The 22,238-nt window shown below is 68.9% G+C and carries 19 protein-coding genes and 1 tRNA gene; 5 read left to right on the forward strand and 15 right to left on the reverse strand.

Going from position 1 to position 22,238, the window contains the following annotated elements; all coding sequences use genetic code 11:
* Nucleotides 1–58 precede the first annotated feature (58 nt).
* Both ligA and AC1RTO_RS05930 read right to left on the reverse strand, forming a co-directional pair.
* Nucleotides 59–2,206: an NAD-dependent DNA ligase LigA gene (gene ligA, locus AC1RTO_RS05925; RefSeq protein WP_493159930.1), complete on the reverse strand. Its 2,148-nt coding sequence runs from the start codon at nucleotides 2,204–2,206 to the stop codon at nucleotides 59–61.
* Between the two features lie 40 nt (nucleotides 2,207–2,246).
* Nucleotides 2,247–2,546, reverse strand: coding sequence for a hypothetical protein (locus AC1RTO_RS05930; RefSeq protein ID WP_493159931.1), 300 nt, complete (start codon nucleotides 2,544–2,546; stop codon nucleotides 2,247–2,249).
* 115 nt (nucleotides 2,547–2,661) lie between these two features.
* Here AC1RTO_RS05930 and AC1RTO_RS05935 point away from each other — a divergent pair, with 115 nt between their 5' ends.
* The gene (locus tag AC1RTO_RS05935) at nucleotides 2,662–3,636 is read left to right on the forward strand and encodes an SDR family oxidoreductase (protein WP_493159932.1); all 975 of its coding nucleotides are present in this window, start codon (nucleotides 2,662–2,664) and stop codon (nucleotides 3,634–3,636) included.
* Nucleotides 3,637–3,722: 86 nt separating this feature from the next.
* On the opposite strand, the gene recN is transcribed toward AC1RTO_RS05935, so the two are convergent.
* Nucleotides 3,723–5,381 (reverse strand): DNA repair protein RecN, encoded by a 1,659-nt coding sequence (gene recN, locus AC1RTO_RS05940; RefSeq protein ID WP_493159933.1) that lies wholly within the window; start codon nucleotides 5,379–5,381, stop codon nucleotides 3,723–3,725.
* A 96-nt stretch (nucleotides 5,382–5,477) separates the two neighbouring features.
* On the reverse strand, nucleotides 5,478–6,446 hold the full coding sequence (locus AC1RTO_RS05945; protein WP_493159934.1) for an outer membrane protein assembly factor BamD: 969 nt from the start codon (nucleotides 6,444–6,446) through the stop codon (nucleotides 5,478–5,480).
* A gap of 91 nt (nucleotides 6,447–6,537) precedes the next feature.
* Here AC1RTO_RS05945 and AC1RTO_RS05950 point away from each other — a divergent pair, with 91 nt between their 5' ends.
* Entirely contained in the window at nucleotides 6,538–7,362 is an 825-nt protein-coding gene (locus AC1RTO_RS05950) for a class I mannose-6-phosphate isomerase (RefSeq protein WP_493159935.1), read from the forward strand.
* 49 nt (nucleotides 7,363–7,411) lie between these two features.
* Nucleotides 7,412–8,617, forward strand: a complete 1,206-nt coding sequence (locus AC1RTO_RS05955) for a glycosyltransferase (RefSeq protein ID WP_493159936.1) — start codon at nucleotides 7,412–7,414, stop codon at nucleotides 8,615–8,617.
* On the opposite strand, the gene AC1RTO_RS05960 is transcribed toward AC1RTO_RS05955, so the two are convergent.
* From AC1RTO_RS05960 to yajC, 4 genes are read right to left on the reverse strand one after another with little or no spacing between them, the layout of a single operon-like run.
* Complete coding sequence (locus AC1RTO_RS05960) at nucleotides 8,599–8,973, reverse strand: MTH938/NDUFAF3 family protein (RefSeq protein WP_493159937.1); 375 nt, start codon at nucleotides 8,971–8,973, stop codon at nucleotides 8,599–8,601. The genes AC1RTO_RS05955 and AC1RTO_RS05960 overlap by 19 nt on opposite strands.
* Nucleotides 8,974–8,977: 4 nt before the next feature.
* A complete protein-coding gene (secF, locus tag AC1RTO_RS05965; RefSeq protein ID WP_293877514.1) occupies nucleotides 8,978–9,952 on the reverse strand; it encodes a protein translocase subunit SecF in 975 nt (324 codons plus the stop codon).
* Between the two features lie 16 nt (nucleotides 9,953–9,968).
* Nucleotides 9,969–11,570 carry a protein translocase subunit SecD gene (secD, locus tag AC1RTO_RS05970; RefSeq protein ID WP_493159938.1) on the reverse strand — a complete coding sequence of 534 codons (1,602 nt, stop codon included), beginning with the start codon at nucleotides 11,568–11,570 and terminating at the stop codon, nucleotides 9,969–9,971.
* Complete coding sequence (gene yajC, locus AC1RTO_RS05975; protein ID WP_293877518.1) at nucleotides 11,570–11,908, reverse strand: preprotein translocase subunit YajC; 339 nt, start codon at nucleotides 11,906–11,908, stop codon at nucleotides 11,570–11,572. The genes secD and yajC overlap by 1 nt, the downstream gene beginning before the upstream one ends.
* Before the next feature lie 208 nt (nucleotides 11,909–12,116).
* Here yajC and AC1RTO_RS05980 point away from each other — a divergent pair.
* A tRNA-Pro gene (locus AC1RTO_RS05980) sits at nucleotides 12,117–12,193 on the forward strand.
* A gap of 84 nt (nucleotides 12,194–12,277) precedes the next feature.
* On the opposite strand, the gene AC1RTO_RS05985 is transcribed toward AC1RTO_RS05980, so the two are convergent.
* The 4 genes from AC1RTO_RS05985 to AC1RTO_RS06000 all read right to left on the reverse strand — a co-directional run bounded on the left by AC1RTO_RS05985 (nucleotide 12,278) and on the right by AC1RTO_RS06000 (nucleotide 17,241).
* On the reverse strand, nucleotides 12,278–12,925 hold the full coding sequence (locus AC1RTO_RS05985; protein WP_493159939.1) for a GntR family transcriptional regulator: 648 nt from the start codon (nucleotides 12,923–12,925) through the stop codon (nucleotides 12,278–12,280).
* Between the two features lie 113 nt (nucleotides 12,926–13,038).
* On the reverse strand, nucleotides 13,039–14,481 hold the full coding sequence (locus tag AC1RTO_RS05990) for an efflux transporter outer membrane subunit (protein WP_493159940.1): 1,443 nt from the start codon (nucleotides 14,479–14,481) through the stop codon (nucleotides 13,039–13,041).
* Nucleotides 14,482–14,488: 7 nt separating this feature from the next.
* The gene (locus AC1RTO_RS05995) at nucleotides 14,489–16,066 is read right to left on the reverse strand and encodes an MDR family MFS transporter (protein ID WP_493159941.1); all 1,578 of its coding nucleotides are present in this window, start codon (nucleotides 16,064–16,066) and stop codon (nucleotides 14,489–14,491) included.
* A complete protein-coding gene (locus tag AC1RTO_RS06000; RefSeq protein WP_493160346.1) occupies nucleotides 16,063–17,241 on the reverse strand; it encodes an HlyD family secretion protein in 1,179 nt (392 codons plus the stop codon). Before AC1RTO_RS06000 ends, AC1RTO_RS05995 begins: the two co-directional genes overlap by 4 nt.
* Before the next feature lie 78 nt (nucleotides 17,242–17,319).
* Between AC1RTO_RS06000 and AC1RTO_RS06005 the strand changes: the two genes are divergently transcribed.
* Nucleotides 17,320–17,763, forward strand: a complete 444-nt coding sequence (locus AC1RTO_RS06005) for a MarR family winged helix-turn-helix transcriptional regulator (RefSeq protein WP_493159942.1) — start codon at nucleotides 17,320–17,322, stop codon at nucleotides 17,761–17,763.
* Between the two features lie 220 nt (nucleotides 17,764–17,983).
* On the opposite strand, the gene AC1RTO_RS06010 is transcribed toward AC1RTO_RS06005, so the two are convergent.
* The 3 genes from AC1RTO_RS06010 to acs form a co-directional block, all read right to left on the reverse strand.
* A complete protein-coding gene (locus AC1RTO_RS06010; RefSeq protein ID WP_493159943.1) occupies nucleotides 17,984–18,175 on the reverse strand; it encodes a YbdD/YjiX family protein in 192 nt (63 codons plus the stop codon).
* Nucleotides 18,172–20,226 carry a carbon starvation CstA family protein gene (locus tag AC1RTO_RS06015; protein WP_493159944.1) on the reverse strand — a complete coding sequence of 685 codons (2,055 nt, stop codon included), beginning with the start codon at nucleotides 20,224–20,226 and terminating at the stop codon, nucleotides 18,172–18,174. Before AC1RTO_RS06015 ends, AC1RTO_RS06010 begins: the two co-directional genes overlap by 4 nt.
* 70 nt (nucleotides 20,227–20,296) lie before the next feature.
* A complete protein-coding gene (acs, locus tag AC1RTO_RS06020) occupies nucleotides 20,297–22,234 on the reverse strand; it encodes an acetate--CoA ligase (protein ID WP_493159945.1) in 1,938 nt (645 codons plus the stop codon).
* Between the last annotated feature and the right edge of the window lie 4 nt (nucleotides 22,235–22,238).

Genomic DNA, 22,238 nt, shown 5'->3' on the forward strand with positions numbered 1-22,238 from the left:
AAAACGCCACGGTTTCAGGCCCTGATCGTCGCGCCAGTCGATGCCGTTAAACGCCAGATCACACCGTTTCGGCCACGATTTCAGCCCATTGCGCCTCGCTGATGACCTCCACCCCCAAGTCGCCGGCTTTCTTCAGTTTGGACCCCGCATCGGCGCCGGCGATAACCATGTCGGTCTTGGCGGAAACCGATCCCGACACGCGGGCACCTAGCGCTTCGGCCTGCGCCTTGGCCTCGTCGCGGCTGAGCGTTTCGAGCTTGCCGGTGAAGACGAGTGTCTTGCCGCTGACCCGCGAGGCACGCGTTTCCCAGACGACGTCCGCCGGGCGGACCTGGCGCAGCAGGTCGAACACCGCGGCGCGGTTGTGGGGTTCGGCGCAGAAGCCGATCAGTGCGCCGGCGACTTCGGGGCCGATGCCGGGCGTCTCGATCGCCGTCACCAGCAGCTTGTCGCGGCGCAGGACGAACTTGCGGTCGCTCTCGCCGATCGCAGGCTGCGTCTGGTGGTGGAGGAACACGGCGTGGCGCAGCATCGCGCCCAGCGCACGCGCGGAGCGATAGCGGCGGGCGAGGTCGCGCGCGGTGATTTCGCCGACGTGGCGGATGCCGAGCGCGAACAGGAACCGGTCGAGCGCAATGGTCCGCCGTGCCTCGATCGCGGCGATGACGTTGGCCGCCCATACCCGTCCGTCCTTCTTGCGCGCGACGAGTTGCTCCTCGCTCAGACGAAAGATATCGGCCGGTGCCTGGATCAGCCCATCGGTGAAGAACGCCTCGATCAGCGTCGCGCCGAGCCCGGTGATGTCGAACGCATGGCGCGAGACGAAATGGATCAGCCGCTCGACGCGCTGCGCCGGACAGATCAGGCCGCCGGTACAGCGATAGACGACCTCGCCCTCCTCGCGCTCGACGGCCGATCCGCAATCGGGGCAGGTGCGGGGGAAGGGCCATGCCGGGCGATCGACGTCGGGGGTGAGGTTCTGGACGATCTGCGGGATGACGTCGCCGGCGCGCTGCACGATGACGCGGTCACCTTCGCGGACGCCCAGCCGTTCAACTTCGTCGGCGTTGTGGAGCGTCGCGTTGGTGACGACGACCCCGCCGACGGTCACCGGCTCCAGCCGCGCGACCGGGGTCAGCGCGCCGGTGCGGCCGACCTGGATGTCGATCCGCTCCAGCGTGGTCTGCGCCTGCTCTGCGGGAAACTTGTGCGCGATCGCCCAGCGGGGCACGCGGCCAACCGTGCCGAGCCGTTCCTGCCAGTCGAGCCGGTCGAGCTTGTAGACCACGCCGTCGATGTCGAACGGCAGGTCGGCACGCTGCGCCTCGATCGCCCGATAGGTGCCGAGCGCCGCCTCTGCATCGCCGGCCTCGGCGATATTGGGGCGGACCGCGGCGACCAGATCGTCGTCGGCGACGCGGAACCCCCATGCGCGGATACGCTGCATCATGTCTGCCTGCGTCGTCGCGGGCAGCGCGCTGTGATCGCCCCAGCCCCAGGCGAAGAACCGCAAAGGCCGGCCGGCGGTGACCTGCGGATCCTTCTGACGGAGAGACCCCGCCGCGGCGTTGCGCGGATTGGCGAACTGGCGCGCCTTAGCCGGGTCCGCTGCCTCGTCGCGCAGCCGGGCGTTGAGCGCGGCGAATGCGGGTTTCGCCATATAGACCTCGCCGCGGATCTCGAACACGGCAGGGGCATCGGGCAGCGACGCCGGAATGTCGGGGATGTGGCGGACGTTGGCGGTAACGTCCTCGCCGATGCGACCATCGCCGCGCGTGAGCGCCTGATCAAGTACGCCATCGACATAGCGGAGCGAGCAGGAGAGGCCGTCGATCTTGGGTTCTGCGGTTAGCATGACCGGTTCGTCGTCGGCGAGCTTCAGAAAGCGCCGGATCCGGCCGACGAATTCGCCGACGTCCACGTCGGCGAAGGCATTGTCGAGGCTGGTCATCGGCCGCGCATGCGGGGCCTTGGCCAGATGCGCGGCGGGGGCGGCGCCGACCTGCCGGTTCGGCGAATCGGCGCGGACGAGATCGGGAAACGCCGCCTCCAGCGCGCTGTTGCGGCGGACGAGCGCGTCATAGTCCGCGTCCGAAATCTCCGGCGCATCCTCGGTATGATAGCGCCGATTGTGATGGGTGATCGTTTCGGCGAGCGCCGCCAGTTCGTCGGCAGCCTGCTGGGGCGTCTTCGGCAGATCGGTCATGCCGCCGGGGTAGGAGAGAGCATGGCGGTCCCGCAAGGCCTCACAGCCACCAGAACGGGCAGGCGGACGCCACCACCGCACCGACGACCAGCGGCGCGACCGCCGTGCGCCAGTCGAAGGTGCTCATCGTCTCGATCCCCCTGCGAAGCACGTATAGCGCGGCGATCGCAGCGGCCGCGGTCCACGTCAGCCACCAGCCCGCATCGGCCGGCCAGCACCAAAGCAGCATCCCCGCCAAGCCGATGGCACCGATCAGCGCGACCGCGGAGATCAGCGTCAGGACCGCGCCGAGCGGCAGCATCGCCAGAGCGATGCGGGATTCGATATCGCGAGCGGTCATCGCCGCTCCCCTTGCGGCCGGGCATGAAATTGGCAAGTCACATCATTTGTCCGGCGCAGATGAACCATCCGGCCCTGCGGACGATTGTGGGGAAGATATCCCGGGAGCCTCCGCCATGACCGACCAGACCAATCGCCGCGACCTGTTCAAGGGCGCCGCCGTCGCCGGCGTGGCTGCCGCCGCGGCGCCGGCCTTCGCGCAAACCCCGGCGCCCGCGTCCGACCCGCAGACGAAATACACCAGCCAGCCCTTCCCGGAGCAGCGGCAGAAATGGCCGGCGTTGCAGCGGGAGATGAAGCCGGTGCCGGACTGCGGCGAGACGAGCTATCGCGGATCAGGCCGGCTCGCCGGGCGCAAGGCGCTGGTGACGGGCGGCGATTCGGGCATCGGTCGCGCTGCGGCGATCGCCTTCGCGCGCGAGGGCGCGGATATCGCGATCAATTATTATCCAACCGAGGAGCCGGACGCGCAGGACCTCGCGCGGCTGCTCCGCGGCGAGGGGCGCAAGGTCGTGCTGATCCCGGGCGACCTGACCGACGAAAAGTTCTGCCGCGACCTGATCGCGCGTGCCGACCGCGAGCTCGGCGGGCTCGACATCCTCGTCAACAACGCCGCCTATCAACAGTCGAAGGCATCGATCGCGGAGATCAGCGCCGAACAGTTCGACCGGACGATGAAGACCAATCTCTATGCGATGTTCCACCTTTCGAAGGCGGCGCTGCCGTTGATGAAGCCGGGCGCGTCGATCATCAACACCGCCTCCGTCAATTCGGTCGATCCGGGCGAGGAACTGCTCGACTATGCGACCACCAAGGGCGGCATCCTGATCTTCACCAAGGGGCTGGCGAAGCAGGTCGCCAAACAGGGGATCCGCGTCAACGCCGTCGCGCCGGGACCGGTGTGGACGCCGCTGCAGGTCGCGGGCGGGCAATTGCCGGGCAAGATGGGCGAGTTCGGGCAGGACACCCCGCTCGGCCGCGCCGGCCAGCCGGTCGAACTCGCCGGGCTCTACGTGGCGCTGGCGGACCCGGCGATCAGCTTCACCAGCGGCAGCGTGTTCGGGGCGACCGGCGGCACCGGCACGCTCTGACCGACGCGCGGCTCCGTCACCCCGGACCATGTCCGGATGGCGGAGCGATCATGGAGGAGGTCGGCCCTGACAGGTACCGGTCCGGCCTATGCCGTTTCCAGCAGCCGCTCCGCCTGCGCGCGCGCCTCGTCGGTCACCGTCGCACCCGACAGCATGCGCGCGATCTCCTCGCGGCGTTCCGCCTCACCGAGCACGCGGACGCCGGTGCGGGTGACCGTGCCGTCGTGGCTCTTGGCGATCAACAGATGCTCGGCACCACGCGCCGCGACCTGCGGCGAATGGGTGACGACGAGCAACTGGGTATGCTCCGCGAGGCGCGCGAGCCGTTCGCCGATCGCGCTGGCGACGGCACCGCCGACGCCGCGGTCGATCTCGTCGAAGATCATCGTCGCCGCGCCGCCCTCTTCGGCCAGCGCCACCTTGAGCGCGAGGATGAAGCGCGACAATTCGCCGCCCGACGCGATCTTGGCGAGCGGTGCGAAGGGGGCGCCGGGGTTGGTCGCGATCTCGAACTCGACGCGGTCCTTGCCGTGCGACGACCAGCCGTCCTGCGGCGCGGTGATGACGACGGTGCGAAACCGCGCGGCGTCGAGCTTCAGCGGCGCGAGTTCGCCCGCGACCGCCGCGTCGAGTCGCTCGGCGGCGGCATGGCGGCGCTGCGACAGCACGTCCGCGGCGGCATCGTAATCGGCGCGCGCCGCGGCGACCGCGGTTTCGAGCAGGGCGATTCCGCCCTCGCCCGCGTCGAGCCGCTCGAGCCTGGTGCGAAGCTCCTCGGTCAGCGCCGCGAGATCGTCCGGCTGGACGCGGTGCTTGCGCGCCATCCCGCGCAATTCGAACAACCGCGCCTCGTCATCTTCCAGCGCGCGGGGATCGAAGGCGAGGTCGCGCCGCGCCTCGGCCAGTTGGTCCTCCGCCGCCGACGCCTCGATCACCGCCCGGTCGATCGCCGCCAGCGCTTCGGCCAGCGCGGCATGGTCGGCGGCGACCCGCTCCAGCACCCGCGCCGCCTGGCGCAAGCGGGCGAGGCCGCCGTCGGACCCTTCCAGATACGTATCGATCGCGGCGAGATCGTCGGCGACCTTCTCGGCGCGCTGCATGCCGCGGCGCTTGTCGGCGAGCGCCTCTTCCTCGCCGGGTTCGGCGGCGAGCGCGGTGAGTTCGCCGACCGCATGTTCCAGCCATTCGCGGTCACGCGCCGCGGTTTCGATTTCCGCCCGCGCCGCCGCAAGCTGCGCCTCGGCCGCGCGGTACGTCGCCCAGGCCCGGGCGGTGTCGCCCGGATCGACGCGGCCGAACGCATCGAGCAGCGCGCGATGCCCGCGCGGATTGAGCAGGCCGCGATCGCCGTGCTGGCCGTGGATCTCGACCAGCATCGGCGCCATTTCGCGCAACAGCGCGGCACCGGCGGGCTGGTTGTTGACGAAGCCGCGGCTGCCGCCATCGGCCTTGACGATCCGGCGGATCAGCAGCGGTTCGCCGGGCTCGATCTCGACGCCATTGTCGTCGAGCACCGCCGCGAGCGGGCCGGTCGGAGGATCGAAGGTGGCGGTGACGACCGCCTGCGTCGCGCCGTGCCGCACCAGACCGGTCTCGCCGCGACCACCGAGCGCGAGGCCCAGCGCGTCGAGGAGGATCGACTTGCCCGCACCGGTCTCGCCGGTCAGCACGTCGAGCCCCGCACCGAATTCCAGATCGAGCGCCTCGATCAGCACCACATCGCGAATGGACAGCGCAGTCAGCATCGCCGCCGGTATAGCGCGCCTTGCGGCGATGTTGATCCTTAAATGTTCTGTTTCCGCGCGAAAGTGCGGACGGGCGGCACGCGCCGGCCCGTTCCGTCAGGTCGTCGGCGTTTCCGTGGTCGGCAATGGCGCGCCGACGGTGCCGCCGCTCGGCGCGACCGGGGTCGGCGGCGCGGGCGCTTCCGCCTTGGGCGTCGCGGTACCGGATTCGCCCGGCAGCGACAGCGTCTGTGCGCCCGGCGTGCCGACCGGCACGATCTGCTGCCCCGGCGGGATCGGTGCGACCGCCTGCGGCGGATGCTTCTGCATCAGCTTGTAGGCCTGATCGTACCATGGCGTGTCGGGATAGTTCGCGCCGAGCACCGCGGTCGCCTTCTGCGCCTCGTCGGGCAGGCCGAGCGACAGATAGCTCTCGGTCAGGCGCATCAGCGCCTCGGGCGTGTGGGTGGTCGTCTGATATTTGTCGATGACGGTGCGGAAGCGCAGCGTCGCCGACAGCCACTGGCCGCGCGTCTCGTAGAAGCGGCCGATCTCCATCTCCTTGCCGGCGAGGTGATCGTTGACGAGATCGATCTTCAGCCGGGCGTCGGAGGCGTAGCGCGTGTTCGGATAGCGGCGGGTCAGCTCGCCGAGCGCATTCAGCGCCTGCAGCGTGATCTTCTGGTCGCGCGTGACGTCGCGGATCTGTTCGTAATAGCTCAGGGCGACGAGGTAATAGGCATAAGGCGCGTCGCGGTTGCCCGGATGGACCGACAGGAAGCGCTGCGCCGACTGGATGCTCTCGGTATAATCTCGGTTGAGGTAATAGCTGAACGCGCTCATCAGCTGCGCGCGGCGTGCCCAGACCGAATAGGGATGCTGGCGCTCGACCTCGTCGAACAGCACCGCCGCCTCCTTGTACCGCCCCTGATCGAGCCGCTTGCGCGCGGTCGAATAGAGCGTGCCGACGTCGCGGGCGACATAGGGCAGGTCGGATTTCGCGCGATTGCGGGCGCAGCCCGCGATGGGAAGCGCGAGGACGGCGATCAGCGCTGCGGCAAGCGCCTTGGACTGTGGGGTACGCATCGGCTAAGGCTCTTAGCGTAAGCCCGGCCTTGCGAACAATCCCTTCCGTCGCACGTTGGCGCTCACTGGTTTCGATCACGAAAGGACCCGCATGCCTGCTACGTTGCTCCACACCCATCGCGTCGAAAAGCCGTGGGGCCGGCACGACCTGGGCTTCGGGTTCGAGGATGCGCCGAAGGACGGCGAGCCGGTGGGCGAAATCTGGTTCCAGGAGCCGGGCGACACGACGCCCGACCTGCTCATCAAATATCTGTTCACCGGCCAGAAGCTGTCGGTGCAGGTCCATCCCGACGACGAACAGGCGCATGCCCGCGGCTTGCCGCGCGGCAAGGACGAATGCTGGACGATCCTCGCGGCGAAACCCGATTCGACGATCGCGCTAGGGCCGAAGGCGCCGATGACCGCCGACCAGTTGCGTCGCGATGCGCAGGACGGCTCGATCGAGGACGACCTCGACTGGGTGCCAATCAAGGTCGACGATTTCTATTATGCGCCGTCGGGCACGATCCACGCGATCGGTGCCGGGCTGACGCTGATCGAGGTGCAGCAGAATTCGGAGACGACCTATCGCCTCTACGATTACGGCAGCGATCGCGAGTTGCACCTCGACGACGGCGTCGCGGTGTCGCACCTGACGCCCTACCAGCCGATCACCTCGCCGGGGCCGGCGGGCGAGGGGCGCGACATCCTCGTCGAGGGGCCGAAGTTCGTGCTGGAACGCTGGACGGGCGGGACGCGCGACGTCGCGCTCGCCGACGGGCAGACCGGGTGGCTGGTGCCGATCCGCGGATCGGGCGAAGTCGCGGGCGTCGCGTTCAAGGCGGGCGAATGCGTCACCGTCACCGGCACCGAGACGGTGACGACCGGCGCCGACGCCGACCTGCTGTTCGCCTATCCCGGCACCGCGCGACTCTGACGATCCGGGGTGGGGAAGCGTTAACCCCGATGCGCTAGCGTCGCCGCGCATGCTTCGGGTCCTGACGCTCTCCACCCTGTTTCCGGACGCGACGCGGCCCAATTTCGGCATCTTCGTCGAACGGCAGACCGCCGGGCTTGCGGCGTCCGCGGACGTTGCGGTCAAGGTGGTGGCGCCGGTCGGCCTGCCGCCGGGACCGCTGGCGCTGATCCAGCATGGCGACAAGCTGACGCTGCCCGCGCGCGAGACGTGGCGCGGGCTGGACGTGTTCCGGCCGCGCTTCACCAGCATTCCGGGCGTCGGCGGGCGCTGGCACGTCCATCATCTGCTCCGTGCGCTCGAACCGCTGCTCGATTCGATCCGCCGCGACTTTGCGTTCGACGTCATCGACGCATCCTTCTTCTTTCCCGACGGTCCCGCGGCAGTGGCGCTCGGCACGCGCTACGGCGTGCCGGTATCGATCAAGGCGCGGGGCGCCGACATCCATCACTGGGGGACGACCGGTCCGACCGCGGCGCAGGTCGTCGCGGCGGGGCAGGCGGCCGATGGCGTGCTGGCGGTCAGCGCGGCGATGCGCGCCGACATGGCGTCGATCGGCATCCCGCACGAGCGCATCCGCGTCCATCACACCGGCGTCGACCTCGACCGCTTCCGTCCGGTCGATCGCCGCGCGGCGAAGGTCGCGATGGGCGTCGACGGGCCATTGGTGCTGTCGCTCGGCAACCTTATCCCGCGCAAGGCGCATCATCTCGTCCTGCGCGCAGTCGCGGCGCTGCCCGGTACGACGCTGGCGATTGCGGGCGAGGGGCCCGACCGCGCGCGGCTGGTGGCGCTGGCGGCGGAGCTGGGGGTGGGGCACCGGGTCCGGCTGCTCGGCGGCGTCGCGCATGCGGACCTGCCGGCGATCGTCGCGGCGGCGGACGTCATGGCGCTCGCCTCGACGTCGGAAGGGCTCGCCAACGCGTGGCTGGAGGCGCTGGCCTGCGGTACGCCGATCGTCATTTCGGATGCCGGCGGTGCGCGCGAGGTGGTGCGGACGCGCGATGCGGGGCGGATCGTCGCGAGCAATCCGGCGAACATCGCAGTGGGTATCGCCGACGTGCTGGCGAACCCGCCCGTGCCCGAGGCGGTACGTGCCGCGGCGACCGCATTCACTTGGGAGGCCAATCGCGCCGCGCTGGTCGATCACCTCACCGGGCTGGTCGCGCGGGGCCGCCGCAGGACGGTACGCCGGGGTCAGGCGTCCAGGGGATAGAGCGCGGCGCCGATGATGCGGCCCTCGCCGCGCAGCACGCCCCAGGCACGCGCGGCGGCGCGGCTGTCCATCGCCTCCACGCCGATCTCGCGGTCTTCGAGCGCACGGACGAGGGCGACCGGCGGGCGCACGAGCGCGGTGCCGGTGCCGATCAGCACGAACTCCGGCTTGAGGTCGATCAGCGGCTGCAGGGCCGCCAGCGTCAAGGCGGCGAGCGGCGGCGGGGACCATTCCACCGCCGTCTCGGGCGTCAGCAGCAGCGCGCGATAGACCCTCTCGTCATCGACGCGAAAGCCGTTGCCGACAAAGCCGCGGACGATCGGTCCGCCGGCCTGCTGCTCCCGCTCCATCCGCATCGCGTCAGCCCTCCCGCGGGCCGACGCGCTCGGCATTGTCGACGCCGCCCCGACGCGGCTTGTCGATGCCCTCCGGCTCGGCGCGCAGGCCGAGCGTGATGAGCAACGACGACGACACGTAGATCGACGAATAGGTGCCGACGACGATGCCGAGGATCATCGCGGCGGTGAAGCCGCGCAGCACGTGGCCGCCCAGCGCCAGCATCGCAACCAGCGCGAGCAGGATCGTGACCGAGGTCATGACCGTGCGCGGCAGCGTCTCGTTGACCGACAGGTTGATGATCTCGCGCATCTCCATCTTGCGATAGCGGCGCATGTTCTCGCGGATGCGATCGTCGATGACGATCTTGTCGTTGATCGAATAGCCGATGATGGTCAGCACCGCGGCGACGATGTTGAGGTCGAATTCGAACTGCGTCAGCGCGAAGAAGCCGACCGTCATCAACAGATCGTGGACGATCGCGACGATGGTCGAGACGCCGAACTGCCATTCGAACCGCACGATCGCGAACAGGCCGATGCCGAGCACCGCGAGCACGACGGCGAGCACGCCGTTGCGGATCAACTCGCCCGACACCTTGCCCGACACCGTCGAATAGCGGCTGAAGGTCGCGCCGGGGAAGGCCTGCCCCAGCGCCGTCTCCACCTTCTTGACGACGGCGTTGGTCGCGCCCTCGTCGGCGCCCTCCTGCACGGGCAGGCGGATGACCAGCGTCTGCGGGCCGCCCTGCTGCTGGAGCGCGGCCTCGCCGACGCCGAGGCTGTCGACGACCGAGCGGACCTTGTCCTGGTCGGGCGGGCTGGCGAACTTTTCCTCGATCATCAGGCCGCCGACGAAGTCGACGCCGAAGTTGAGGCCCTTCACGCCGGTCAGCCCGACCGCGAGCAGGCTGAGCAGCAGGGTGAGCCCGAAGGCCCAGCCGCGCAGCGAGACGAAGTCGATATTGGTATGATCGGGTACGATTTTCAGGAGGCGCATGTCTTGGCCTTTCGCCTCAGATGTTGATCGTCTTGGGCTTCTCGCGCCGGATCCACTGCGCGACGAGCATGCGCGTGAACGTGACGGCGGTGAAGACCGAGGTGACGATGCCGATCAGCAGCACGACGGCGAAGCCCTTCACCGGGCCGGAGCCCAGGATGAACATGATGATGCCGGAAATGGCATGCGTCATATTGGCTTCGAAGATGGTGCGGCTGGCTTCCTTGTAGCCGAGTTCGACCGCCTGGACGACGCTGCGGCCGCGGCGGCGTTCCTCGCGGATGCGCTCGTTGATGAGCACGTTGGCGTCCACCGCCGTACCGATCGTCAGCACGAAGCCGGCGATGCCGGGCAAGGTCAGCGTGCCGTTGAGCAGCGCGAGCACGCCGAGGATGACGAACACGTTGATGACGACCGCGAGGTTCGCATAGAGCCCGAACCGGCCGTACGTCACGAACATGAACGCGACGACCAGCGCCACCGCCACCGCAGAGGCGAGGATGCCGGCGCGGATCGAATCGGCGCCGAGATCGGGTCCGACGGTCGATTCCTCGATCACCTTCAGCGCGACGGGCAGCTTGCCCGAGCGCAGCGCGATCGCGAGCTGATTGGCGCTCTCGACGGTGAAGCCGCCGTTGATGACCGCATTGCCGCCGAGGATCGGCTCGTTGATGTTCGGGGCGGAGATCACCTTGTTGTCGACGATCATCGCGAACGGCTTGCCGGTGTTCTGCTGCGTCACCCGCGCGAAGCGGTTGCCGCCGACCGCATTGAACGTGATCTGCACGTTCGGCTGGTTGGTCTGCTGGTCGAACGCCTGCCGCGAATCGGCGAGCTGGTCGCCGGAGATGATGACCGAACGCTTCACCGCGATGAAGGGAATGCCCGACGGATTGCCCGGATAGGGGAGCACCTGGCTGCCGATCGGGGCGATGCCCTTCACGAGGTCGGCGGGGTTGGTCGCGGTCGTGTCGACCAGCTTGAATTCCAGCCGCGCGGTCTTGCCGAGCAGGTCCTTGAGCGCCTGCGGGTTCTGGAGACCCGGCACCTGCACGAGGATGCGGTTGTCGCCCTGGCGGACGATGGTCGGTTCGCGCGTGCCGAGTTCGTCGATGCGGCGACGGACGACGTCGGTCGCGTCCTCCATCGCGGTCTTGATCGCCTCGTTCATCCCGGCCTGCGTCGGGCTGAGCACGAAGCGGCTCGAGTCCACGACCTGGATGTCCCACTCGCGCTGGCCGGTCATGCCGGCACCGCCGCCGGTGATGCCGAGCAGCCGCTCGCGCGCCGCGTCCACCTGGCTGGGATCGCGCAGCATGAAGCTGATCTGGTTGTTGCGCGTCGAGATGTCGCCGATCAGGATCCGCGGCGTGCCGTTGCGCATCGTCCCCTGGATCTGCTCGCGCAGCGCCTCGATCCGCGTGTTCGCGAGATCCTGCGTATCGGCTTCCAGCATCAGATAGCTGCCGCCGGCAAGGTCGAGGCCCTTGTTGACGCGCGGGTGGAACGGCCAGTTCGCCGTGGTCGATTCAGGCAGGAACGTCGGGATCGCCAGCGCGCACAGCACCGCCAGCACCGCCCAGATCGACACCACCTTCCAACGCGGGAAGTCCAGCATCAGTCGTTCGCCGGTTTCGAATTCGGGCTGGTCACTTCGGCGATCGTCGCCTTGACCACCCGGATTCGCGTGTTGAGCGCGATCTCGACCTCGACGATCGTGTCCTCGACCTTGGTCACGCGGCCGATGATGCCGCCGGCGGTGACGACGCTGTCACCCTTTTTGACCGCCGCGACCGCCGCCTGCAGTGCCTTCATGCGGCTCTGCTGCGGGCGAATCATCAGGAAGTAGAAGACGATGAAGATGAGCAGCAGCGGTGCGAAGCTGATGAGCGAGGCGAACCCGCCGGCTTCGGCGGCGCCGCCCGCGGTCTGGGCATAGGCTGGGGAGATGAACATCTGATCCGTGCATGGCTGATCGGCAGGAGAAATCCCCCCGCACCTGAAGCGCCGCGCGCTAGCATCGCTTGGGGTTTCGCGCAACGCCGCGACGCGGCCGCCGGGCGGTCGAACGTCGATGATGCAAAGGCGGCTTGCATCGCCGCACCGACCCGCCTACAGGCCCCGCTCCGGGATCGATGGCCGCTTGGCCGACGGTCCCGTCGGTCGGGGCGTAGCGCAGCCTGGTAGCGCATCACACTGGGGGTGTGGGGGTCGCAGGTTCGAATCCTGTCGCCCCGACCATTTATCTTCCGCGGCGATACCATCCCGCGACAACGATCCGGCGATATCCGCCTTTCCCACGACATCCGCTTCGGGCGGCAGCCCTTACCGGCCGCGCAGTTCCGCCTGAAGGTCGGCGCGGGTCGAGGCGAGATGCTGGATCATCCCCCGTTCCACCGCATCGGCATCGCCCGCGATCCACGCGCCCAGCATGTCGCGATGCTCGCGGTCGGCGCGGGCGTAGCGGCCATCGGGCTGCATATGGGCGATGACATAGCGTTCGGCGAGCATCGCCAGCCGCTCGACGAGGTCGGTGGTCAACGACCGGCCGGCGGGGCGGACCAGCGCGAGATGAAACTGGCGGTGGCGCACCGCGATCTCGCTGGCGGTGCTGTCGCGCGCATCCTCCAGCGCGGCCAGCGCCGCCTCGGCATGGCGGTGCGCGGCGGTGTCCGCCCCGAGGGCGCCCGCCGCCGCGGCGGCCGGTTCGATCGCAAGGCGCAATCCGTAGATCTCGTCCGCCTGTTCGGCCGACAGCGGCAGCACCGAATAGCCGCGATTGGCCTGCCCCTGGATCAGCCCCTCATGCTCCAGCCGGGCGAGCGCCTCGCGCAGCGGGATCTTGCTGACACCCAATTCGGCCGCCAGCGCATCCTGACGGATCGCGGCTTCGGGACGGATCGATCCGTCGACGATGCGCTCGCGCACGATCGCGAAGACCTGCTCCGACAAGGTCCGGACAACGATGCTCATCGGCTTACTTCCTCAGGCGACGGGCATGACGCACGGAAGGGCCATTCCAGAATGTGGAGGCGCGATCAATGCCTTACGCGCACATCATTCCTTGCGGCGTCAACAGTTCGCGTTCACCGCGCCGGCACGGGCTGCGGCGCGCTCCATCCCAGCCCCAGCGCCTTTTGTAGGGCGACGTAATCGCCGGTCAGCCCGGCGACGCCGGACGAGAGGTTCTGGTCGGCGGCGACCCGGCTGCGCTCGGCATCCAGCGTGTCGATCAGCGTCGCGGTGCCGGCGTGGAAGCGCTGCTGCATCAGCGCCGCGGCGCGATCCGCGCTCGCCTTGCTGCGCATCAGGCTGGCGACCGTCTCGCGGCGATGGCCGAAGCGCGACAGCGCATCTTCGGCATCGCGCAACGCGCTCAGCACCGCGCCCCGATATTGCGCCTCCGCCTCGTCGCGCTGCCCCTCGGCCTGATCGATGCGGGCGCGGTTGCGGCCGAAGTCGAGGAAATTCCATTGCAGCATCGGCGCTGCCACCCCGAGCAGCTTGTCCGGGCTGATGTCCGACAGCTGCGTGCCGCCGAGCCCGATCAGCCCGAGGATGTTGAGCCGCGGGAACCGTGCCGCATCGGCGACGCCGACCTGCGCGGTGCGTTGCGCGAGCTGCCGCTCCGCCGCGCGGATGTCGGGACGTCGCTGCAACAATGCGGCGGGATCGCCAACCGCGACCTGCGCCGGCGGCAACGGGACCGGCGTCACGGTGGCGAGCATCGTATCGAGCGTCCCGGGCTCTGCGCCGGTCAGCACGGCGAGCGCGTCGAGATAGGACTCGAGCTCCGCCTGCAGCGGCACGATCTGCCCGTTGGTCGCCTCCACCTGTCCGCTCAGCCGCTCGACGTCGAGGGCCGAGGCGGCACCGCGATCGAAACGCTGCCGGGTCAGCGTCAGCATCTGTTGCTGCATCTGTGCCGATCGCCGCGCCAGGTCGATCCGCCGCTGCCGGTCGCGCAGATTGACATAGGCCTGCGCGACCTCCGCGGTCAGGCTGACCTGCGCGTCGGCGACATTCGCCTCCGCCGCCTGCGCCTGTGCGCGCGTCGCCTCGACGGAGCGCCTGCGACCGCCGAACAGGTCGACCTCCCAGCTCGCGTCGAAGCCGAGATTGTAGACGTCGACCGCGCTGGCGCCGGTGTCCCCGGCGGTCTGCGTGTTGCCGAGATCAAGCCCGGGCACGCGGGCGTGCAGATAGGTCGCGGACGCATTGGCGCTGGGGGCCTGGTTGGCCCGTTCCAGCCGCAGCGAGGCGCGTGCCTGCCGCAGCCGCGCCTGCGCGACCGCGATGTTCGGATTGGCGGCGAGCGCGCGGCCTTCGAGGTCGTTCAGCGTCGCATCGTTCAGCTGCGTCCACCAGTCGGCGACCCCCGGCGCGGCGGGGCCGGCGCTCCGGCCGCCGCGGACGAAGCCGCTTTTGCCGGGCGTGGCGGACAGCGTCTGCGGCGGCCCCGCATAGTTCGGGCCGACGGTGCATGCACCGAGAAGCAGGGCGAGGGAGAGGAGGGGGAGGGTACGCATCATCGCCTCAATGCATCGCCACGGGGCCGCCCTGCGGCAGCGGGCGGAGGAACAGGACGAGCGGCACGACACAGCAGATGCCGACCGACAGGAGCCAGAACAGGTCGTTATAGGTCATCACCAGCGCCTCGCGCTGGATGGTGCCGCCAAGCGATTGCAGCGCGGTCGCGGTGCTGCCGAGCGACTGCGCCATGCCGGCGACATAATCCTGCACCGCGACCGAATTGGCGTTGAGCACCTCGTCGATGCGGCGGCTGTGAAGATAGCTGCGCTGGTCCTGCAGGGTCGCGATCCCGGCCAGCGCGAACGACCCGCCGATGTTGCGCGCGGCGCTGAACAGCCCCGCGGCATCGCCCGCTTCCTCCGGCCGGACCGACGCGATCGCCGCCTGGTTGAGGAAGACGAAACCGAGGATCGTACCGACGCCGCGCAGCAGCTGCGAATCGGTGAAGGCGCTGCCGACCGACTCCGCGGTCAGCGTCGTATCGAGATGACAGCTCATCGCCATCAGCAGCAGCCCCGATCCCACCGCGACGCGGATATCGAGGTGCCGGATCATCAGCGGCACCAGCGGCATCATCAACAGGCTGGGGATGCCGCTGAGCAGCACGATCTTGCCCGATTGCAGCGCGTTGTAATCGGCGATCGCCGCGAGGAACTGGGGAATGACGTAGCTGCTGCCGTACAGCACCATGCCGAGCACCAGTCCCATGATCGCGACGCTGCCGAACTGACGGTCGAGCAGCAGGCGCAGCTTCACCACCGGCTTCTCCGCGATGAACTGCCCCGCGAACAGCATGCCGAGGCCGAACACGGTCAGCACGGTCAGCTTGATGATCGTCGCCGACTGGAACCATTGCTCTCGCTGCCCCTCCTCGAGCACGACGGTCAGGCCGCCGAGGCCGAGCGCCAGTCCGGCGATGCCCAGCCAGTCCGCCTTGAGCAGCTCGCCCAGATGCGCCTTCTGATGCGGCAGGCCGACGAGCAGCAGCACGAGCAGGACCGCACCGACGGGGATGTTGAGGAAGAAGGCGTAATGCCAGCTGACGTTCTCGGTCAGATAGCCGCCGATCAGCGGCCCCATGACCGGGCCGAGGATCGCGGTAACGCCGAACAGCGCGGTGCCGATCGGCTGCTGCGACCGCGGCAATCGCGTCGCGATGATCGTCATCGCGGTCGGGATCAGCGCGCCACCGGTGATGCCCTGGCCGGCGCGCCCGATGATCATCATCGTCAGCGTCGTCGACAGGCCGCAGACCACCGAAAAGGCGGTGAACAGCACCGATGCGATCAGCAGGAAGGTGCGCAGCCCCAGCACCCGCTCCAGCCAGGCGGCGAGCGGGATGATGATGATCTCCGCGACCAGATAGGATGTCGCGATCCAGGTGCCCTCGGTGCCGCTCGCTCCGATCTCGCCCTGGATCACCGGCAGCGCCGAATTGACGATCGAGATGTCGAGCGTCGCCATCAGCGCGCCGAGGCTGCCCGCGGCGACCGCGAGCCACGCGCCGAGATCCGCCTTTTCCGGCGGAGCGGCGTGAGCCGTCGCGGCGCCGCGGCCGGCCGGGGCCGCCGCCGCGCTCATCGGGTGCGCCGCTCGTTATGCCGTTCCTGTTCGTCCCTGATCCGCTGCACCGATCCCTTGGCGGAGCGGGTGTCGACGGTGACGTCGACCGACATGCCGGGGACGAGCAGCTTGCGCGTCTCGGGGCCCGCATCGAGCGCGATGCGGACGGGCACGCGCTGGACGATCTTGGTGAAGTTGCCGGTCGCATTCTGCGGCGGCAACAGCGAGAATTGCGCGCCGGTGCCGGGCGAGACGCTCTCGACATGGCCACGGATCTCGACGCCGGGCAGCGCATCGACCTCCAGCGTCACCGGCTGGCCGACGCGCATCAGGCCGAGCTGCGTTTCCTTGAAATTGGCCTCGATATAGATCTGCTGGACCGGGACGACCGACATCAGCCGGGTGCCGGCCTGGACGAACTGGCCGATCCGCGCCGTCTTGTCGCCGACGCGGCCGTCGATGCTGGCGCGCAGGATGGTCGCGCCGACATTGACCTGCGCGGCGTCGAGCTGTGCGCGGCTGGCCTTGCCCTGCGCCTGCGCCTGCGCGACCTGCGCCTGCAGCGTGCCGACGCGGCGGGTCGCGCTGGTCAGCGCCGCGCTGGCGGCGGCGACCTGCGCGTCGGCCTGACGCGCCTGATTGACGAGCTGCGACAGCTTCTCGCGGGTCTCGGCGCCCGAAGCGGCGAGCGGCTGGTAGCGGACGACCTCGGCATGGGCGAAGGCGGCATCGCTGCGCGCGGCGGCGAGATCGGAGCGCGCCTTGTCGATCGCGGCCTGCTGCTCGCGGATCTGCGCCCGGACGCCATCGGCATTGGCGCGGGCGACGTCGATCTGCGCCTCGACCTGCGCGGCCTGCGCGCGATAGTCGCGGGCGTCGATGCGGAGCAGCGGATCGCCGGCCTTCACCTGCTGGTTGTCGGCGACGAACACCGCATCGACATAGCCCGACACCTTGGGCGAGATCGTCACCGCATCCGCCTGGATATAGGCGTCGTCGGTGCCCTGCATGAACTTGCCGACGCTCTGGTAGCGGACGTACCACAGCACCCCGCCGATCACCGCGGCGGCGAGCACCAGCAGCAGGATCAGGCGGACCCTTCGCTTCTTCAGCGGCGATGCCTTTGCCGGCGAATCGTCGGTCGCTTCGCTGCGATCGTCCGGCTGTTGCTCGTGTTCGGCCATGCGCTTCATCTTCATCGGTCAGGAATGCCGGCGTAGATGCTCGCACTTGCAGCATAGTGCAAGACCATTTAATGAGGGTCCTCACATATGTCCGCACCCGATCAGCTCGCCTCCAGCGTTTTCAGCCTCTTCCTGAGGATGCACCGCCTGATGAACCGCCGGATGGCGGATCAGGGCGCGTCGCTGGCGCGGACCAAGCTGCTGCTCTTCCTCGATCGCCGCGGGCCGGCGCGCGCTGCGGACATCGCCGAATTCTTCGACAATGCGCCGCGCACGGTGACGGAGGCGATCGACGGGCTGGAACGCGACGGGCTGGTGGTGCGCGCGCCGGACGCACACGACCGGCGGGTGAAGCGCGTGTCGATCACCGAATCGGGCCGGCGCGTCATCGGCGAGACGGAGCCGCTGCGGCAGGGACTGATCGACAGCGTCTTCGGGGTGCTCGACGCCGGGGAGCAGACGATCCTGTCGGGCATGATGACCCGGATGCTGGCGGCGCTCGACGAGCAGGAACGGCGCGAGCGGGACTGAAGCCTGTTGCATCCGGATCGGCCTGTGTTAGCCTCTCCTCCGCCGCCGACAGAGCGGTGGATAGAGGAGAGGTGCTATGGACCGGTATCAGCCGACCTTGTGCCAATGCGGGTTCGGCATGCTGTGCGCGGCGAGCGGCGCGGCGCTGTCGATCTGCGCGATGACGTTCCTGCTGCTGGGCTGATCCGCCCGGCGTCACTGCCGTCCCTTGCGCTGCGCGTCAGCAGCAACGCCCGCCGTTGCGCCCGCCGTATCGCGCCTCCTGCCGGTTCCTAAAGAACGCGGCCTCGCTCATCACCGGCTGGTCCGGGTGCGTCGCCGCCATATGTTCGACATAGGCGCGGTAGGACGGCACGCCGACCATCAGCCGGCCGGTCGCGGCAAGGCCATGCCAGAGGCCGGCGACGCTCATTCCGCCGCCACCGCCAGCGCGGGAATCTCGCTCGTGCTCGGCCCGTCGAGGCGCCGCGCGATCAGGCAGGTGCGGATGCCGTAACCGATGATCGACACCACCACCGCCAGGAACAGCGCGCACAGGGCCGCGTCGATCCGGTCGTTCATCACCACCCGGCCCATCTCGGCAAGCGATTTGGCCGGCGCCAGCACCTCGCCCCGCGCCGCCGCATCGGAAAAGCGACTGGCGTGCGCGAGGAAGCCGACGCGCGGATCGCCAGAGAACAGCTTCATGAGGCTGGCCGTCACCGTACACAGGACCAGCCACGACGCGGGCAGGATCGTGACCCAGGCATAGCGTTCGCGCTTCATCCGGAACAGCACGACCGTCGCCAGCACCAGCGCGACCGCGGCGAGCATCTGGTTCGATATGCCGAACAGCGGCCACAGCGTGTTCACGCCGCCCAGCGGATCGGTGACGCCCTGATACAGGAAGAACCCCCAAGCCGCGACGCACAGCGCGGTGCCGACCAGCCCCGGCACGAACGAGGTCGCATTGCGGAAGCCCGGCACCGCCAGCCCGATCAGGTCCTGCAACATGAAGCGGCCGGCGCGTGTGCCGGCATCGACCGCGGTCAGGATGAACAGCGCCTCGAACAGGATCGCGAAATGATACCAGAAGGCCATCATCGCGCGCCCGCCGATCAGGTTGCTGAAGATATGCGCCATGCCGACGGCCAGCGTCGGCGCCCCGCCCGCACGACTGATGATGGTCGTTTCGCCGACGTCCTTCGCCGTCGACGCGATCGTATCGGCGGTGATCGGGAAGCCCATCGCGGTCACCGCCGCAGCGGCGCTGGCGGGGTCGGTGCCGACGATCGCCGCCGGGCTGTTCATCGCGAAATAGACGCCCGGATCGATGATCGACGCGCCGACCAGCGCCATGATCGCGACGAAGCTTTCCATCAGCATCGCGCCATAGCCGATGAAGCGGGCATCGCCCTCGCTGGCGATCAGCTTGGGGGTGGTGCCGCTGGCGATGAGCGCGTGGAAGCCCGACACGGCGCCGCAGGCGATGGTGATGAACAGGAAGGGGAACAACGACCCCGACCAGACCGGGCCGCTACCGTCGACGAAACGGGTCAGCGCCGGCATCCGCATCGGCGGCGCGACGACGATGATGCCGATCGCCAGCGCCGCGATCGCGCCGATCTTGAGGAAGGTCGACAGATAGTCGCGCGGGGCGAGCAGCAGCCACACCGGCAACAGCGAGGCGATCGCGCCATAGCCGATCAGGATCCAGCACAATTGCACCGGCGTGTAGGTGAACCACGGCGCCCAGGTCGCCGATGCCGCGATATCCTGTCCGTAGACGATCGCGAGGATCAGCCCGACGAGGCCGAGCAACGACACCTCGCCGATCCGCCCCGGCCTGATCCAGCGGGTGTAGACGCCCATCATCAGCGCGAGCGGAATGGTCGCGGCGACGGTGAACATGCCCCACGGGCTGTCCGCCAGCGCACGCACGACGATCAGCGCCAGCACGGCGAGGATGATGACCATGATCATGAACGCGCCGAACAGCGCGATCGTCCCCGGCACCGCGCCCATCTCCATCCGGATCAGTTCGCCGAGCGAGCGCCCGTCGCGCCGCATCGACAGGAACAGCACCATGAAGTCCTGCACCGCGCCGGCCAGCACGACGCCGGCGAGCAGCCACAACATGCCCGGCAGATAGCCCATCTGCGCGGCGAGCACCGGTCCGACCAGCGGCCCGGCGCCGGCGATGGCGGCGAAATGGTGACCGAACAGCACGCGGCGGTCGGTGGGAACGAAATCGAGCCCGTCGGGATGCCGCATCGCGGGTGTAGGGCGCGACGGATCGATCCCGACCACCACCTTCGCAAGGTAGAGCGCATAGAAGCGATAGGCGATCAGATAGACCGATACCGCCGCGACGACGATCCAGATCGCGCTGATCGCCTCGCCCCGCGCGGTCGCGATCACGGCGAGCGCGCCTGCGCCGATGAGCGCGAGAACGATCCAGCCCAGCCTGCTTGCGATGGTCATGCGTGCCGTCCCCCCGAGATGCGCCGCGTGCCTAGCCGTTCTACGCCGCTCACTTCAAGGGAGGGAGGGATCAGATCACCCGGTTCGCGACCAGATCGTCGACCACCGCAGGATCGGCGAGCGTCGACGTGTCGCCCAGGCTGGCGACGTCGTTCTCGGCGATCTTGCGCAGGATGCGGCGCATGATCTTGCCCGATCGCGTCTTGGGCAGCCCCGGCGCGAACTGCAGCTTGTCGGGCGTGGCGATCGGGCCGATCTCCTGCCGCACCCAGCCGACCAGCGCCTTGCGCAGATCCTCCGAGCCGTCGCGACCGGCGTTGAGCGTCACATAGGCGTAGATGCCCTGGCCCTTGACGTCGTGCGGCATCCCGACGACCGCCGCCTCCGCCACCGCTTCGTGCAGCACCAATGCGCTCTCGACCTCGGCAGTGCCCATGCGATGGCCCGAGACGTTGATGACGTCGTCGACCCGGCCGGTGATCCAGTAATAGCCGTCCGCATCGCGGCGGCAGCCGTCGCCGGTGAAATACTTGCCCTCATAGGTGGTGAAATAGGTCTGGAAGAAGCGTTCCTCATCACCCCACACGCCGCGCATCTGGCCGGGCCAGCTCTGCGTGATACACAGATTGCCCTGCGCCGCACCGACCAGCACGCTGCCCTGATCGTCGACCAGTTGCGGCGCGACGCCGGGCATCGGCTTCGATGCGGACCCCGGCTTCATCGGCACGGCACCCGGCACGGGCGCGATCATGATGCCGCCGGTCTCGGTCTGCCACCAGGCATCGACGATCGGCGCGCGTCCGCCGCCGACGACGTCGTGATACCAGCGCCACGCCTCCGGATTGATCGGTTCGCCGACCGAGCCCAGCAGCGTCAGCGACGACCGGTCGGTCTTGCGGACGTAGTCGTCGCCCTCCTTCATCAGCGCGCGGAGCGCCGTCGGGGCGGTGAACAACACATTGACCTTGTGCCTGTCGACGACCTGCCAGATGCGGCTGGCGTCGGGCCAAGTCGGCAGCCCTTCGAACATGACCGTGGTCGCGCCGTTCGAGAGCGGGCCGTAGAGGATGTAGGTGTGCCCGGTGACCCAGCCGATATCGGCGGCGCACCAGAAGATCTGCCCGGGCTTGTAGTCGAACGCGGTCTTGAAGGTGAAATCCGCCCAGAGCAGATAGCCCGCCGAGGTGTGCAGCACGCCCTTCGGCTTGCCGGTCGATCCGCTGGTGTAGAGGATGAACAACGGGTCTTCCGCCGCCATCGGTTCGGGCGCGCAATCGGCAGCAACGCCGGCGGCGGCGTCATGATACCAGACGTCGCGGTCGCCCATCGCGACATCGGCACCGGTCGCCCTGACGACGATCACCTTCTCCAGCCCCGGCGCACGCGCCGCGGCCTCGTCGACGCACGCCTTCAGCTTGATCCGCTTGCCGCCGCGGCGGCCCTCGTCGGCGGTGACGACGATCTTCGACCCGCAATCCTCGATCCGGCCGGCGAGCGCATCCGGGGAAAAGCCGCCGAACACCACCGAATGGACCGCACCGATCCGCGCGCAGGCGAGCACCGCATAGGCCGCCTCGGGGATCATCGGCATGTAGAGGGTGACGCGGTCGCCCTTCACCACGCCCTGGCCCTTCAGCACGTTGGCGAAGCGGCAGACCTCGGCATGCAATTCGCGATAGGTGATGTGGCGCGCATCCTCGCCCGGCTCGTCCGGTTCCCAGATGATCGCGACGGTATCGCCATGCTTCGCGAGATGCCGGTCGAGGCAATTGGCGGCGACGTTGAGCGTGCCGTCCTCGAACCATTTGATGTGGAAGTCGGCCTTGGCGAACGACCAGTCGCCGGCGATCGTGGGCGCGCTGATCCAGTCGAGCCGCTTGGTCGCCTGATCGAGCCAGAAGCCGCCCGGGTTGCTCGCCGCCGCCTCGTACAGTTCGGCGTAGCGCTTGGGATCGAGGCTGGCGTTGGTCCAGTCGCCGCTGATAGGATAGATTTCTGGATCGGTCATCACG

It is taken from the genome of Sphingomonas sp. GW821-FHT10F09, from assembly GCF_058809195.1.